At 71.5% G+C, this 14,774-nt stretch carries 12 protein-coding genes; 4 read left to right on the forward strand and 8 right to left on the reverse strand.

The features are described from left to right. Positions 1-66: 66 nt before the first annotated feature. Together BGM09_RS00955 and BGM09_RS00960 are read right to left on the reverse strand one after the other, a co-directional pair. Positions 67-1,095 carry a BMP family protein gene (locus BGM09_RS00955; RefSeq protein WP_188279391.1) on the reverse strand — a complete coding sequence of 343 codons (1,029 nt, stop codon included), beginning with the start codon at positions 1,093-1,095 and terminating at the stop codon, positions 67-69. A 289-nt stretch (positions 1,096-1,384) separates the two neighbouring features. Continuing rightward, a complete protein-coding gene (locus tag BGM09_RS00960) occupies positions 1,385-2,677 on the reverse strand; it encodes an amidohydrolase (protein ID WP_188279392.1) in 1,293 nt (430 codons plus the stop codon). Between the two features lie 433 nt (positions 2,678-3,110). Here BGM09_RS00960 and BGM09_RS39095 point away from each other — a divergent pair, with 433 nt between their 5' ends. Beyond that, a complete protein-coding gene (locus BGM09_RS39095; RefSeq protein ID WP_411158235.1) occupies positions 3,111-3,224 on the forward strand; it encodes a hypothetical protein in 114 nt (37 codons plus the stop codon). A gap of 105 nt (positions 3,225-3,329) precedes the next feature. Here the strand turns inward: BGM09_RS39095 and BGM09_RS00970 are convergent, their stop codons facing one another. The 5 genes from BGM09_RS00970 to BGM09_RS00990 all read right to left on the reverse strand — a co-directional run bounded on the left by BGM09_RS00970 (position 3,330) and on the right by BGM09_RS00990 (position 10,070). Then, positions 3,330-4,781 carry a glycosyltransferase gene (locus BGM09_RS00970; RefSeq protein WP_223186114.1) on the reverse strand — a complete coding sequence of 484 codons (1,452 nt, stop codon included), beginning with the start codon at positions 4,779-4,781 and terminating at the stop codon, positions 3,330-3,332. A 388-nt stretch (positions 4,782-5,169) separates the two neighbouring features. Further along, the gene (locus tag BGM09_RS00975; RefSeq protein WP_188279394.1) at positions 5,170-6,312 is read right to left on the reverse strand and encodes a hypothetical protein; all 1,143 of its coding nucleotides are present in this window, start codon (positions 6,310-6,312) and stop codon (positions 5,170-5,172) included. A 102-nt stretch (positions 6,313-6,414) separates the two neighbouring features. Continuing rightward, on the reverse strand, positions 6,415-7,356 hold the full coding sequence (locus tag BGM09_RS00980) for an N-acetylneuraminate synthase family protein (RefSeq protein ID WP_317452470.1): 942 nt from the start codon (positions 7,354-7,356) through the stop codon (positions 6,415-6,417). 88 nt (positions 7,357-7,444) lie between these two features. Continuing rightward, on the reverse strand, positions 7,445-8,671 hold the full coding sequence (locus BGM09_RS00985; protein ID WP_188279395.1) for an acylneuraminate cytidylyltransferase: 1,227 nt from the start codon (positions 8,669-8,671) through the stop codon (positions 7,445-7,447). A gap of 100 nt (positions 8,672-8,771) precedes the next feature. Further along, on the reverse strand, positions 8,772-10,070 hold the full coding sequence (locus BGM09_RS00990) for a DUF6716 putative glycosyltransferase (RefSeq protein WP_317452471.1): 1,299 nt from the start codon (positions 10,068-10,070) through the stop codon (positions 8,772-8,774). Positions 10,071-10,293: 223 nt separating this feature from the next. Here BGM09_RS00990 and BGM09_RS00995 point away from each other — a divergent pair, with 223 nt between their 5' ends. From BGM09_RS00995 to BGM09_RS01005, 3 genes are all read left to right on the forward strand, one after another. Then, positions 10,294-11,382 (forward strand): glycosyltransferase family 2 protein, encoded by a 1,089-nt coding sequence (locus BGM09_RS00995; RefSeq protein WP_188279396.1) that lies wholly within the window; start codon positions 10,294-10,296, stop codon positions 11,380-11,382. Beyond that, positions 11,382-12,749 (forward strand): polysialyltransferase family glycosyltransferase, encoded by a 1,368-nt coding sequence (locus BGM09_RS01000; RefSeq protein WP_188279397.1) that lies wholly within the window; start codon positions 11,382-11,384, stop codon positions 12,747-12,749. The genes BGM09_RS00995 and BGM09_RS01000 overlap by 1 nt, the downstream gene beginning before the upstream one ends. A 116-nt stretch (positions 12,750-12,865) precedes the next feature. Further along, the gene (locus BGM09_RS01005; RefSeq protein WP_188279398.1) at positions 12,866-13,030 is read left to right on the forward strand and encodes an SCO1431 family membrane protein; all 165 of its coding nucleotides are present in this window, start codon (positions 12,866-12,868) and stop codon (positions 13,028-13,030) included. 26 nt (positions 13,031-13,056) lie between these two features. Here the strand turns inward: BGM09_RS01005 and BGM09_RS01010 are convergent, their stop codons facing one another. Next, positions 13,057-14,637: a methylmalonyl-CoA mutase gene (locus BGM09_RS01010; RefSeq protein ID WP_188279399.1), complete on the reverse strand. Its 1,581-nt coding sequence runs from the start codon at positions 14,635-14,637 to the stop codon at positions 13,057-13,059. Positions 14,638-14,774 lie beyond the last annotated feature (137 nt).

Raw genomic sequence — 14,774 nt, forward strand, 5'->3', positions numbered from 1 at the left:
AGCCTCGCGAACCGGTTGTCGTACCGCCGGTCCAGCGGGGACCCGTGGCCGGGTCCCCGGCTTACGTCACGGCTTCGAGCTCACCTTGATCGCGCCCGAGACGATCTTCTGCTTGGCCGCGTCGAGCTGCGACTGGATGTCGGCGATGAAACCGCCGGACGTCGCCAGCGACACACCGTCGTTGGCCAGGTCGTACGTGTTGGTGCCGGTCTTGGCCTTGCCGTCGTGCACCGACTTGATCAGGTCGTACGTGGCCACGTCGACGTTCTTGATCGCCGAGGTCAGGATGTGGTCCTTGTACTTGGCCAGGGCCGGGTCCTCGTACTGGTCGGAGTCCACGCCGATCGCCCAGGCGCCGGCCTTGCCCGCCACCGCCTGGATCGCGCCGTCACCGGACAGACCGGCGGCGGTGTAGATCACGTCCACGCCGCTGTCGAGCATGCCCTGCGCCTTGCCCTGCGCCGACGTCGGGTCGTTGAAGCCCTTGGTGTCGGTCTCGTACAGGTACTGGCGGGTGAGCTGGACCGACGGCTTGGTGTCCTTGACGCCCTGGGCGAAGCCCGCGTCGAAGGTGCCGATCAGGGTGTTGTGCACACCGCCGATGAAGCCGACCTTGTTGGTCTTGGTCTTCAGGGCCGCGGCCACACCGGCGAGGTACGAGCTCTGCTCGGTGGCGAAGACCATCGAGTCGACGTTGGGCAGGTCCACGACCGAGTCGACGATGCCGAAGGTCACCTTGGGGTACTTCTTGGCGATCTTCGTGACCGATTCGCCGTAGGTGAAGCCGACCGCCACGACGGGGTTGTAGCCGCCGCCCGCGAGGAGGTCGAGCCGCTGGTCGCGGTCGGACTCCGTCTCGCCGTTGCTGGCGGTCTGGTCCTTCGACCCGATCTTGAACTCCTTGACGGCCTTGTCCATGCCGCGGGCCGCGGAGTCGTTGAAGGAGTGGTCGCCACGGCCGCCGACGTCGAAGGCGAGACCGACGCCCTTGTCCTTGCCACTGTCGGAGGAGCTGCTGCTGCCGCACGCGGTGGCAGTGAGCCCCAGAGTCGCGGACACCATACCCGCGACGATGATCTTGGATACCCGGCGCAAGAGGGTCCCCTTCAGTCTGAAGCGCCCCGTCCGGCGCTGGCTAAGCGGGAGCTTAACGCGCGTAGATGTCAGGTAAAGACCGAATGACGGCCCGTTATCGGATCGACGCATTTCAGCCAGGTGACGGACCGGTAGCGGGGGGTTCACCGGGTGTCAGGACAGCAGGTGAACCTCCGGTTCACGGGTGTCGGGACGGGAGCTGAACCTCCGGTTCGCGGGTGTCGGGACGGGAGCTGAACCTCCGGTTCGCGGGTCTCAGGGCGGGAGCTGAACCTCCGGTTCGCCGGGCTCAGGACAGCAGGACAGCCGCCGTGAAAAGCTCCACGCCGACCGCGATCGCCCCCTCGTCCACGTCGAAATCGCCCTGGTGCAGATCGCGCTTGGCGGCGTCGCCGACCGGCCGCACGCCGAGCCGGGCCAGCGCGCCCGGCACCCGCTCCAGATACCAGGAGAAGTCCTCGCCGCCCAGGCTCTGCTCGGTGTCCTCGATCGCGTGCAGGCCGTAGCGCGCGGTCATCGCGTCCCGCAGCAGCTCCACCGAGGCCGCCTCGTTGACCACCGGCGGCACCCCGCGCTGGTACGTGATCTCGCACTTCGCCCGGTACATCGCCGTGATCTGGTCGATCACCTCGTGCACCAGGTCGGGTGCGTCGTGCCAGGCCGTCAGGTCCAGGCAGCGGACGGTGCCCTCCAACTCCGCGTACTGCGGGATGACGTTGGCCGCGTGCCCGGCCTGGATACGGCCCCACACGATGCTCAGCCCGGACCTGGGGTCCACGCGCCTGGCCAGTACGGCGGGCAGCTCGGCGGCGAGCTTCGCGGTGGCCATCACCAGGTCGGTGGTCAGATGCGGGCGGGCGCTGTGGCCGCCGGGGCCCTCCAGCGTCAGCGTCAGCCGGTCGGCGGCCGAGGTGATCGGGCCCTGGCGCAGCCCGATCCTGCCGACCTCCACCTTCGGGTCGCAGTGCACCGCGAGGATACGGTCGACGCCGTCGAGCACCTTCGCCTTGATCGCGTCCAGCGCGCCGCCGGGCATGATCTCCTCGGCCGCCTGGAACACCAGCCGCACCGGGCGCGGCAGCCTGCCCCGCTTGTCCAGCTCCGCCAGGACCAGGCCGGCGCCGAGCACGATCGTGGTGTGCACGTCGTGGCCGCACGCGTGCGCCCGGCCCTCGACCGTCGAGCGGTACTCCACGGTCTTGGTGTCGGGCACCGGCAGCGCGTCCAGGTCGGCGCGCAGCGCGAGGCGCGGGCGCTTGGAGCTTGCCGCGCCGGTGTCGTCAGTGCTGCCTGTGCCGCCTCCGCTGCCGGTGTCGCCGATGTCGCACACGAGTCCGGTCCCGCCGGGCAGCACCCGCGGGCTCAGCCCCGCCCGCTCAAGCCGCGCCCTGATCTGCTCGGTCGTCCGGAATTCCTGCCGCCCCAATTCGGGGTTCCTGTGCAGGTCACGGCGGAAGGCGATCAGCTCGGCGCGCAGTCCGTCCGCCACGACGGTCTCGGCGAGACCGGACAGCACAGCCTCGGTCAGCCCGTCGGACGGCGGTGTAGGTGAATCGTTCACCTCAGTCAGCGTAGGGCCCATCACCGGCTCCTCTTACGTGATCGGGAAAGTTTTTGTCCTGCGGGAGGAGAAGAAGTCGCCCGATCGGCGCATACCCAGTCACCCTCGGGGGTAAGAAAACTTTTTGGTCTCTTACACCCATACTGGCTCAACGAGCCGCCCCCCGCGAGGCAACGCGACCGTCCCCGACGCCCCCGCCTCACGGGTGAGGACCCTTACCTTACGACCCTCGTGTTACGGCAACGTGTGCCGCCCGCGTGTTCCGCCGCCCACCACGTCCGCCTGCGCGCCCAACGCGGCGGTTAGTCTCACGACATGGGCGACTTCCTTCAGGTGAGCACTGCTACGGAAACTCGTGACCAGGCAGTGGAGTTGGCCGCGTCCGCGGTGCGTGAGCGGCTGGCCGCGGGGGCGCAGGTCGTCGGAGCGGTACCAGGCCCTTGAGGACCATCTGTTGAAGCACCATCCGTGGGACAACCCCGAGGTGTCGGCGGTGCCGATCGTCGCCGGTTCGGCGGCGTCCTTCCGGTGGATCGAGACGAACACCACGCCCGAAGCGGCCTCGTAACCCTCAGACCGCCGCCTTGTCGCGAGCGTGGCTGTCGTCGTACCTGGCGAGGTCGGCGTCATCGCCCTCGACCGCCGCGCTGGCGGTGCTGCTGGCGGATCGGGGTCAGGGGCGGGGGCCCAGGAGGCGGGTGTAGAGGTCGAGGAGGGGGGCGGACTCGGTCTGCCAGGACCATTGGCGGAGGATGTCGCTGCGGTCGTACGCCTTGCGGTAGCGGCGGGGGTTGGTGAGGACGGCGCCGACCGCGCGGACGAAGTCGGCGGTGTCGCGGGCGCGGAAGACCTCGCCGTTGCCGAGTTCGAGGGTGGCGGCGGCCATGGCGCGGACGTCGCTGACGACCACGGGCAGCCGGGCGTGGGCGTATTCGAAGTAGCGGGTGGCCAGCACCGTTTGGTGGTGCGGGAGTTGATGGACGGGCAGGACGCCGATGTCGGCGGAGGCGAGGAAGCGCGGGATCTCGGCGACGGGGACGTAGGGGAGGACGTGCAGCCGTCCGTGGACGCCGAGTTGAGCCGCGCGTTCGCGCAGTTCGCGCAGGTGCGGGTGGCCGGGGTCGGGTACGACGAAGGCGGCGTGCAGGTCGTACAGCCTGGGCAGCGCCTCCACGACGGTGGCCGGGCCGCGGTCCGGGGTGACCGGTCCGGTGTGCACCAACAGCGGGATGTCGGGCGCCAGATGGCAGCGCGCCCTGATGCCCGCGGGGTGCGCGGCGACGGAGGCGGCGGCCAGCGGCGGCGCGTTGCGGACCACGGCGGGCGTGGTCGACAGCCGGTGCCGTGCGCGCAACTCCCTTGCCAGGCCCTCGCCGACGGTGACGACGCCGTCGGCCTCGGGCGCGAAGGTCCGTTCGTACGCCTCGCCCGCCACGGCCGCGCGGCGGGAGGCGGCCGGGGTGCGCGGCGGCGCGTCCCACACGACCTCGATACGGTGTCCCGCCCCTTCGGCCCGCAGCGCCGCGCGGGTGGCGACGCCGAGCGCCCGGTGGCCGAGCGCGTGGATCAGATGCGGGCGGACGGCGTCCAGCACCGGGCCGTACGCGACCTCCTCGTCCAGCAGCCCGGGGTCGAGGCGGCGCCACGCGCGGCGGCCGAGCAGCAGCCGCAGCGTCTCGGTCACGAAGTTGTCCAGCCGGGCCGTCGGGCTTTCGCGGCGGCGGACCGCCGCCAGGTACTGCGCCGCGCGCAGCCGTGTCCATCCGGCCCGCAGTCCGTGCCGCAGCCACGCCAGCGCGTGGCCCGTGCGGGCCGCCGCGAGCAGCGGCAACGCCCGGTGCACGACGTCCAGTTCGGCGGTGCGGGTGACGAGCACCGCGCGCTCGGCCGTCACCAGCGTCGTCCGGTGGTCGTACGCCGCCGCGCTCCGGTACGCCAGCGGCCAGCGCAGTCCCGGTCTCGGCCGCCGCACCCTGTGCGCGCCGAGTACGCCGCGCACGGCGACCTTCCGTACGTCCACGCCCTTCGGCGTCACCGTCGCCGGTGCCCTGCCGATCAGCGTCACCCGATAGCCCGCCGCCCGAGCCGCGTCCGCCACTCTCAGCGCGCGCGAGTCGCCGTCCAATCCACCGGGGTCGCCTCCGGCGAGGATCGCTACGTGGGCCGGGGCCCTTAAACCCTCCGTCATTCCCGAAGCCAACCTCACGGGGGTGATCATTTGGTTACGTCAGCCTTGACGTGAGGCGAACGAGGCTCCGCCTTCCGCGGGGAGGGCGAGCGTCTTCGGGGCGCGGCCCCGTGCGTTCACCTGGCGGTGGGCCGCGCCCCGCAGGGGCGGGGGGCGCCTCCCGGACCCGCGCGGCCCGCCGCCGTCGGGCCGGTGGTCAGAAGACAACCGAATTGCCCCGCCGGGACGGGTGGTGACCCACAGGAGCGCTCCAGCCGGGCGCGCGGTTCCTCGCGCCCTGACGGGGCGCAAGCCCACCGTCAGGTGGACGGAGGGCGGCGAGCCGTCAGAGATCCCCCGCGGGAGCGAGGCCGTGGAGGTCGCGGGCCGAGTGGTTGATGCCGGTCAGGAAGGTGTGGGCACGCGGCGAGGCGGCGGCCGTCAGCCACTCCTGGTCGATGTCGATGACGACGATACGGACTCCCGTACCGCCGAGCGCGAGCGGCAGCGTGTGCACGACCGTGGAGGGGAAGGACAGGACGGTCCGGCCGATCGGGCCGCGGCGGGCGACGAGTTCGAGCGGGAAGTCGGGCCGGACGATCTCCAGGCCGGTCTCGGCGGCGAGCCGGTGGAGCTTGTCGACGGCCTCGCGGCGGTGGGCGAAGTACCGCTTGGCGCCGTGCCGTTCGGCGAGCGAGCGGACGACGGCGAGGTACCGCTCGGGGTCGACGACGCCGGTCTCGACGAGTGAGGTGCCGATCAGGTCGGTGCCCGCCAGGGTGCGCGGCGGCCCGAAGCGGCTGCGGGTCCAGGCGAAGCGGTTGGTGCGCAGCGCCATCCCCGGGGGCGGCGTCGCGGGCATCGCGCTGAAGAGTTCGACGTGACGGCGCTTGCCGGGTGTGAGGCGGCGGCGGGCCGCGGAGGAGAAGATCCCGAAGGCCGCGTCGACGGGCGAACGGCGCCGCCCCGAGCGGTGCCAGCGCACCAACCGGCCGCCTCTGGCGAGGATTTCGGTGAACTCCATGGTCGCGGTGCCGTCGTCCACGACGGTCAGTTCGCGGGCACGGCACAGCGGGAGCAGCACCTGGACGAGCCGGGAGAACGGGTCGCCGATGACGAGGTGTTCGACCCGGAAGAGCAGCGGCGCGAGCGAGACCGCCGTACGCAGCAGGCCGCCGCGGCTGCCGCGGGCCTCGAACCAGCGGACCACCGCGCCCTCGTCGCGGGCGAGTTCGGCCATGCGGCGCAGTTGGCCGCGGCTGGTGGGGTCCACCGGGGACAGGACGACGACGGTGAGCGGTCGCGCGACCGGTTCCGGCTCGGCGGGTACGGCCGGTTCACCGGTGGTGCGGGCGGCGGGGACGGTGGGCGGATGGATGTGCGCCCACTCCAGGACGTTGAGGAGCTGGACGGGTGACTCGACGAGCGCGACGGCGCCGATACCCGGTGCGGGCACCTGCCCGGCCGCGACTGCGGGCTTACCGGTCATGGCCGTTCCCCTTTGCCTCTGCGGTTGTGCGCGGGACCGGGAGACCCGAAGGTCCCGCGGTCCCGCCGGTCCTGGTCAGTGATCCCCGCCGCCCTTGCGGGGTCAGACGGCGGCGGGTGCCTCGACGCCCGCGGCCTCGGACTCGGCGACGACGCCCGCGACACGGCGCAGCTTCTTCATCGGGCCGAGCTCGCCCTCGTAGACCTTCTTGACGCCGTCACCGAGGGAGGTCTCGATGATCCGGATGTCGCGCACCAGGCGCTCAAGGCCGGTCGACTCGACCGAGGCGGCCTGGTCGGAGCCCCACATGGCGCGGTCGAGGGTGATGTGCCGCTCGACGAAGACGGCGCCGAGCGCGACCGCGGCGAGCGTGGTCTGGAGGCCGACCTCGTGGCCGGAGTAGCCGACGGGCACGTTCGGGTACTCGGACTGGAGGGTGTTGATCATGCGCAGGTTCAGCTCTTCGTGCTTGGCCGGGTACGTCGAAGTGGCGTGGCACAGCACGATGTTGTCGCTGCCGAGCACCTCGACCGCGTGCCGGATCTGCTTCGGCGTGGACATGCCGGTGGACAGGATCACGGTGCGGCCGGTGCCGCGCAGGGCGCGCAGCAGGTCGTCGTCGGTCAGGCAGGCGGAGGCCACCTTGTGGGCGGGCACGTCGAACTTCTCCAGGAAGGCGACGGACTCGACGTCCCACGGGGAGGCGAACCAGTCGATACCGCGCTTGCGGCAGTACTCGTCGATCGACCGGTAGCCGGCCTCGTCGAACTCGACGCGGTGCCGGTAGTCGATGTACGTCATACGGCCCCAGGGGGTGTCGCGCTCGATCTCCCACTGGTCGCGCGGGGTGCAGATCTCCGGGGTGCGCTTTTGGAACTTGACCGCGTCGCAGCCCGCGGCGACGGCCGCGTCGATCAGTGCGAACGCGTTCTCCAGGTCGCCGTTGTGGTTGATGCCGATCTCGCCGGTGACGTAGACGGGCTGTCCGTTGCCGATGTGGCGGGAGCCGACGCGGCGGAGGTTTGCGGGGATGGCTGTGGTCACGAGGGTGTTCCTTACGGGTTGGGACTGTCGGGGGGATGGATGTGTGCTGCCGGCGGGGCCGCGGTCGGCGGTCGCCGGCGGCTGCTTGTCAGCGGGCGAGAGTGGGGCCAAGCAGCCAGGCGGCGATCTCTCTGATCGCGCCGTGACCGCCCTGGGCGGTGGTGATGGCGCGGGCCGAGGCGCGCACCACGTCGTGGGCACCGGCGACGGCGACGGGCCAGCCGACCAGGCCGAAGCACGGCAGGTCGTTGACGTCGTTGCCCGCGTAGAGCACCCGCTCGGGCGCGATGCCGTTCTCCTCGCACCACTGCTTGAGGGCGAGGTCCTTGCGGTCGATGCCGTGCAGTACGGGGACCTGGAGCTTGCGGGCCCGTGCGGCGACGACCGCGTTGGTCTCGGTGGACAGGATGAGGACGGGCATTCCGGCGCGGCGCAGGGCCGCGACGCCGAGGCCGTCACCGCGGTGCACGGTGACCGACTCGTGCCCGTCGGCGTCGATCAGCACCCGGTCGTCGGTCTGGGTGCCGTCGAAGTCGAGGACGACCGCGTCGACGTCGGCCCAGCCGGGGGTCGTCGTGCGCGGGTCGAGCAGCGGGGCGAGGGCGCGGGCCCGTTCGAGGTCGGCGGGTTCGTCGATCTCCAGTACGCGGGCCGGGTCGGTGCGCACCAGCGCGGTCCTGCCGAAGAAGCGGTGGTTCGCGGCGCGGAAGCCGTCGGCGCGCATCGCGTACGCGGTGCCGGTCTCCAGCAGGTCCTGCGGCCGGTCCTGGCGGCGCGGCCGGGTGGACTTGTCGTGGTTGACGCCGAAGCTCTCGCCTCCGGCGGGGAGCGGGGAACCGGCCACGTCCTGGGCCTCGCGCCATATGAAGCCGTGGAAGGGGGCGACGGTGTGGGCGGTGTCCGCGCCGCCGTCCAGCACCGCGGCGGCGACGCCGTCGACCTCCTCGGCGGTGATGAACGGGCTGGTGCACTGGACGAGCAGGACGACGCCGGTGGGCGCGCCGCTCATCGCCTCGTGGGCGTCCATCGCGTGCAGCACCGCGGCCTCGCTGGTCGCGGTGTCGCCCGCGATCGCCGCCGGGCGCAGGACGACTTCCGCGCCCGCGGCGCGCGCGACCTCGGCGATGGAGGGGTCGTCCGTGGAGACGACGACCGCCGTCACCCGCCCGGCCTCGACGCAGGCCGCCACCGCCCGCGCCACCAGCGGCACTCCGCCCACCGGCGCCAGGTTCTTCCCGGGCACCCCCTTGGACCCCCCGCGTGCGGGGATGACGGCCAGGACGCTTCCGGCCGGGGTACGTGAGAGGTCGGTCATGAGGTGGCTCCTGTCAACTTTCGGGCCGCCGGGCCCTTGCGGCCGCACCCTGCGGAGAGGAGGGGCCCGATAGGGGCGCGTCCTCCGTGTATGCGGGGCGTCACAACTGCCCCCAGCGGCGGATGTGGGGCGCGACCCGCTGGACGCCCTGCCGGTACGCCGTACGGGCGGAGTTGCGGACGAGGTCGCGGACGGCCCGGCGGACAGGGCCCGGGTCACGGGGGCCGAGCCCAGCGGCAGCGTCGCCCTTGGGGTCGAGGCCGTGGCGGGCGAGGACGCCGGGGAGGTAACCGGGGGCGGTGCGCAGCGTGTAGTAGGGCGCGATCCGCGGCAGTTCGGGTTCGGCGAGCAGCGCCTGGACGCGGGCGCGCAGGGCGGCGAAGGGCGCGAGGGCGGCGACGCCGTGGGCCGCGGTCCAGTCGGGGTGGGCGTGCGGCACGTGGCCGTCGTCCAGTTCGTCCCAGGAGGCGAAGCAGCCGGAGCCGAGGAAGTGGTGGTTGCCGAGCGATTCGCGGATGCCGAGGTCGGTGAGGACGGCGGTCGGGATGCCGCGGTGCAGCGATTCGAGCGCGGCGGTCGAACTGACCGTGACCAGCAGGTCGGTGCGGTCCAGGACCTCGGCCATGTTGCCGTAGACCAACTGGAGGTTGTCCGGCGGATCGAGGGCGGCGACCAGCTTCTGGTACGGGTGTTCCTCGATGTGCGTGGTGTGCTCGCCGGGCTTGCTGCGCAGCTTGACCAGCACCTCGCGCTCGGTGTGCCGCCGCGCGTGGTCGACGGTCCGGCGCAGCAGGTACGTCCGGTCTGCCCGGCCCTCGGGCGCGGACGGCTGCACGGCGAAGGTGACGGTGAACGGCCGCTGGGCGTCGGGCCGGTACGGCTCCCCGCCGAGGAACGGCAGCGCGGTCTCGACGATGCTCGTCGTGCGGTAGCCGACCCCTTCGTACACGTCCCTGAACCGCCGTGCGTCGTCGGCGCTGTTGGCGAGTACGACGTCGGCCCCGGCGCGCAGCAGCAGACCGTCGGCGAGCTTCTCGTATACGACTCCGACGTATCCGGTGACGACCAGCGGCCGCTGCGGGCGGCCTTCCCAGGCGCGCGCGAAGCCGTGCAGGAGCGCCTGGACCGTGCCGCCGACACAGGAGATGACGACCACGTCGCAGCTCTCCTCGTCGATGTCGGCCAGCATCTCGGCGGCGGTCGCCTCCTCCATGGAGTCGGCCGGAATACCGAGTTCCGCCAGCTGGCGGGGGGTGGGGGTGGCCCGGCCGCGCAGCAGACGCGCGTCGAGTCGGGCATCGGGGTCGATCCGGCGCGCGGTCAGCGCACCCCACTTCCACCGGGTGTCCGAGTCGGCGATCACAGTGACCCGCAATGGGCCGGGCTTACGTTTTGGCACGGCAAGACCTTAGGAAGCCGTTGAGTTCATCGCGCTAATTGGCGACCAACAGCAGGTAAACATAGAGCCGCCACTTAGCCATCTGCCGTGGATAGGCCAGAAGCTCCCTGACCGGCCGCAGAGCCCGCACGGGACCTGCTTCACCGCTCCGACATCTGCCGTTTACCCAGATGTACGCTCGACGCAAAGCAAAAGGCCGGGCAAACGCCCTAAGGTACGGCGAGTGGTCAAGCTCTCCGTCATCGTGCCCTTTTTCAATGTGCAGCAATATGCCCTGGATACCTTGCGCAGCCTGCGGGCGAATGCCGATCCCGATTACGAGTTCGTGTTGGTGGACGACACGTCCACCGATCGCACTCCGGAGATCCTGGAGCGGGCCCTGGGCTCGGTACCCGGCGCCAGACTCGTACGACACGAGAAGAACGGGGGTCTGGCCACCGCCCGCAACACCGGGATCGACGCGGCGCGCGGCGAGTACCTCACCTTCCTCGACGGCGACGACTGGTACGGGCCCGGCTACCTGCCCCGACTGCTGGCTTCCATAGAGGAGTTGGGCACCGATTTCGTCCGCGTCGACCACGTGCAGTGCACCGGCTCCGCCCGCAACCTGATCCGGGTGCCGCACGGCCGGCGCGGCACGGTGCTCACCGCCCGCGACGCGATCCTGCCCGCCGACCGCTCCACCTCGGTGGACTACCCGTACGCCTGGGCCGGGATCTACCACCGCAGACTGGTCGACCGCGGACTGCTGCACTTCCCCGACGGGCTGCGCACCGCCGAGGACCGGCCGTGGATCTGGAAGCTGCACCGCGAGGCCGACACCTTCGGTGTCGCCGCCGGGCTGATGGGCATCTTCTACCGGCGCGGTGTGTCGACCTCGCTCACCCAGATCGGTGACGTCAGGCAACTCGACTTCATCCGCAGCTTCGACCAGGTCATCGCCGAGACGGCCAAGGACCGCGACGCGGAGCTCTTCCTGCCCAAGGCGGTCCGCACCTACTGCGCGATCATCGCCCACCACCTGAACAACCTGGAACGGTTCGAGCCCGCCGTGGCCCGCAGGCTGAAGGCGATGAGCGCCACCGCGCTGCGCAAACTGCCGCAGGACGTGCTCACCGAGGCGCTCGACTCGATGGACCTGGAGCGCAGCGTGAAGCTGCGCAGGCTGCGCCGCAGGCCGGGCCGCGCCGAGGAATCCGGCGCTGTGCCGCCACCGGGGCGCGGGGCGGGGCACAGTGGCGTCACGCCCGCCGCCATCGACCCGGACGACGACGATCTCGACGCCCGCGACAACGAGGGAGAGGTCGCGTGATGGCGCGCCGTACCCAGCTCTTCCTGGCCTCCACCCTCTACGGCGCCGCCACCCTGGCCGCCGCACTGGACGCCGGTTCCTTCGCCGCCGCCGACCGCCGCCTGCTGGTGGTCTGCAACAACGCGGCCATCCCGGAGATCAGCCGGCCGTTCGACCAGGCGCCGGGCTTCACCGCGCTGCGCTCCCGGTTCGACCGCCTGATCTCCTGGAACGAGACGATCCACCCGATGCACCCCAGCGGCTGGGCGCCGCGCGCCGACGACGTGCCGATCTGGGAGCGGTACGTCCGGATGCTGTGGGACCTCGGCGACGACAGCGTGGAGCTGATCGTGGAGTCGATCCAGGTCGAACCGGCGCTCGCGGTGGCGGCGATCTTCCAGGACGCCCCCCTCACCGTCTACGCGGACGGCCTGATGTCGTACGGCCCGACCCGTAACAAGCTGGGCGCGCTGGTGGACACCAGGATCGACCTGCTGCTCCACCTCGACCTGGTGCCGGGGCTGCGGCCGCTGCTGCTGAGCGAGTACGGCGTGGAGTCCGAGGTGGTGCCGTCCGAGGCGTTCACCAAGGTGCTCGCCGAGGTCGCCGACGCCTCGATGGACGCGGGCGGCGACGACCTGACCGCCGTCCCCGAGGGCGCGGCGCTGCTGCTCGGGCAGTATCTGTCGGCGCTGGGCCTGATCACCCCCGCCGAGGAGGAGGAGCTGCACCTGTCGATGGTGCGGGGCGCCGCCGCCCTGGGGCACCGGGAGATCGTCTTCAAGCCGCACCCGACGGCCCCGGCCGACTGGACGGACCCGCTGAAGGCCGAGGCCGAGCGGCTCGGTGCCCGGTTCACGGTGCTGAACACCCCGGCGCTGGCCGAGGTGCTCTACCAGAAGTCCCGCCCCGCGCTGGTCGTCGGCTGCTTCTCCACCGCGCTGCTGACCGCCTCCGCGCTGTACGACATCCCGGTGGCCCGTACCGGTACGAAGCTGCTGCTCGACCGGCTGACCCCGTACCAGAACAGCAACCGGGTGCCGGTGACGATCGTGCACGCGCTGCTGCCGGACCTGGCGGACGCCCCGGCCGTACGGTCCTGGTCGTCGCCGTCGCCCGAGCGGGTGGCGGCGGAGCTGACGCCGCTGCTGCACGCGGTGGGCTTCTGCATGCAGCCGAAGGCGTACCCGAGGCTGCGGGCCGAGGCCGAGGCGTATCTGACGGGTCATCTGAGCGCGGCGACCTGGCCGTACTTCAAGCGGCGGCGGCTGACCTCGCTCGGGCTGCCGGGCGCGGTACCGGCCCGGCTGGCGTTCGTGCCGCGCAACCGGACGGTCCGCAGGGTGGCCCGCAGGGCCCGCGCCATGAAGAAGGCGACCATGGGGTGACATCCCTCACGATCGCCGATCGTGGGGCATTCACCCCTTTACCGGCGGCGACGGACGGCGCATCGTGGAGGACTTCCGGGGGGCCGCACCGGCCCGAGGGGCCGTACACCCACACGATGAGGACCGACGCCGTGAGCGACTTCGCCGCACCCCGCCCGCACACCGAGCCCGGCACCGGCACGGGCGGGCCCAAGGACCGCAAGCACCTCATGGAGCAGGTGCTGGGCTGGACGCTCACCGTCGTAGTCGCGATGCTGATCGTCCAGCTCCACCTGATGTGATCCTCATCTGATGTGACGTGCCGCCCTCAGAAGGCGTCCGTGGGGACGTAGGTGCCCCAGATCTCGCGCAGCGCGTTGCAGACCTCCCCGACAGTGGCGCGGGCCCGCAGCGCCTCCTTCATCGGGTAGAGGACGTTGTCGGTGCCCTGAGCGGCCTTCTGGAGAGTCGCCAGCGCCGCGTCCACGGCCTCCTGGTCGCGGCCCGCGCGCAGGGCGGCCAGCCGGGCGGCCTGCTGGGCCTCGATGGCCGGGTCGACGCGCAGCGGCTCGTACGGCTCCTCCTCGTCGAGCTGGTAGCGGTTCACCCCGACCACCACGCGCTCGCCGGAGTCGGTCTGGAGCGCGATCCGGTACGCGCTGCGCTCGATCTCCGACTTCTGGAAGCCGTTCTCGATCGCCGCGACCGCGCCGCCGAGGTCCTCGACCTTCGCCATCAGCGCCAGCGCGGCGGCCTCGACGTCGTCGGTCAGCTTCTCCACCACGTACGACCCGGCGAAGGGGTCGACGGTCGCGGTCACGTCCGTCTCGTACGCCAGCACCTGCTGGGTGCGCAGCGCCAAGCGGGCGGACTTGTCGGTGGGCAGCGCGATGGCCTCGTCGAAGGAGTTGGTGTGCAGCGACTGCGTGCCGCCCAGCACCGCCGCCAGACCCTGGACGGCCACCCGTACGAGATTGATCTCGGGCTGCTGCGCGGTGAGCTGCACACCGGCGGTCTGGGTGTGGAAGCGCAGCATCAGCGACTTGGGGTTCTTCGCCCCGAACTCCTCGCGCATCACCCGCGCCCAGATCCGCCGCGCGGCCCGGAATTTCGCGACCTCCTCCAGGATCGTGGTGCGCGCGACGAAGAAGAACGACAGGCGCGGCGCGAAATCGTCCACGTCCATCCCGGCGGCGACGGCGGTGCGCACGTACTCGATGCCGTCGGCGAGAGTGAACGCGATCTCCTGCGCGGGCGAGGCGCCGGCCTCCGCCATGTGGTAGCCGGAGATCGAGATGGTGTTCCACTTCGGGATCTCGGTCCGGCAGTACCCGAAGATGTCCGCGATCAGCCGCAGGGACGGCTTCGGCGGGAAGATGTACGTGCCCCGCGCGATGTACTCCTTCAGCACGTCGTTCTGCACCGTGCCGGTCAGCGCGGACGCCTCGATGCCCTGTTCCTCGGCGACGAGCTGGTACATCAGCAGCAGGAGCGCGGCGGGCGCGTTGATCGTCATCGACGTCGACACGCGGTCCAGCGGGATGCCGTCGAAGAGGACCTTCATGTCCTCGACCGAGTCGATCGCCACGCCGACCTTGCCGACCTCACCGTGCGCGATCACCGCGTCGGAGTCGTGGCCCATCTGGGTGGGCAGGTCGAAGGCGACCGACAGGCCCATCGTGCCGTTGGCGATCAGGCCCTTGTAACGGGTGTTGGACTCCGCCGCCGTGCCGAAGCCCGCGTACTGCCGCATCGTCCAGGGACGGCCGGTGTACATCGACGGGTACACGCCGCGGGTGAACGGGAACCTGCCCGGCTCCCCCAGCTCGGCCGCCGGATCCCAGCCCTCCAGCACGCCCGGCCCGTAAACGGGCTCGATCGGCAGTCCCGACTCCGACTCGCGTGTCATCTTCACGCCTCCGTGTGCTGCTGAATGGCTGGGTGGCTGGCGTAACGGACTGTAGCGGCGGCCCTGCGTGCGGTGCACCGCGGCGGCCTGGGACCTTCCTCACAGTCTTCCCCGCGGTTCGCACACCACAGTCTTCC

Origin of the sequence: Streptomyces sp. CBMA29 (genome assembly GCF_014596445.1) — a bacterium.
Lineage (GTDB): Bacteria > Actinomycetota > Actinomycetes > Streptomycetales > Streptomycetaceae > Actinacidiphila.

Excerpts from the sequence above, each read along its gene's own strand:
- BGM09_RS00960 (WP_188279392.1), bottom strand. The coding sequence starts at position 2,677 with ATGGGCCCTACGCTGACTGAGGTGAACGATTCACCTACACCGCCGTCC.
- BGM09_RS00975 (WP_188279394.1), bottom strand. The coding sequence starts at position 6,312 with ATGACCGGTAAGCCCGCAGTCGCGGCCGGGCAGGTGCCCGCACCGGGT.
- BGM09_RS00985 (WP_188279395.1), bottom strand. The coding sequence starts at position 8,671 with ATGACCGACCTCTCACGTACCCCGGCCGGAAGCGTCCTGGCCGTCATC.
- BGM09_RS01000 (WP_188279397.1), top strand. The coding sequence starts at position 11,382 with ATGGCGCGCCGTACCCAGCTCTTCCTGGCCTCCACCCTCTACGGCGCC.
- BGM09_RS01005 (WP_188279398.1), top strand. The coding sequence starts at position 12,866 with ATGAGGACCGACGCCGTGAGCGACTTCGCCGCACCCCGCCCGCACACC.
- BGM09_RS01010 (WP_188279399.1), bottom strand. The coding sequence starts at position 14,637 with ATGACACGCGAGTCGGAGTCGGGACTGCCGATCGAGCCCGTTTACGGG.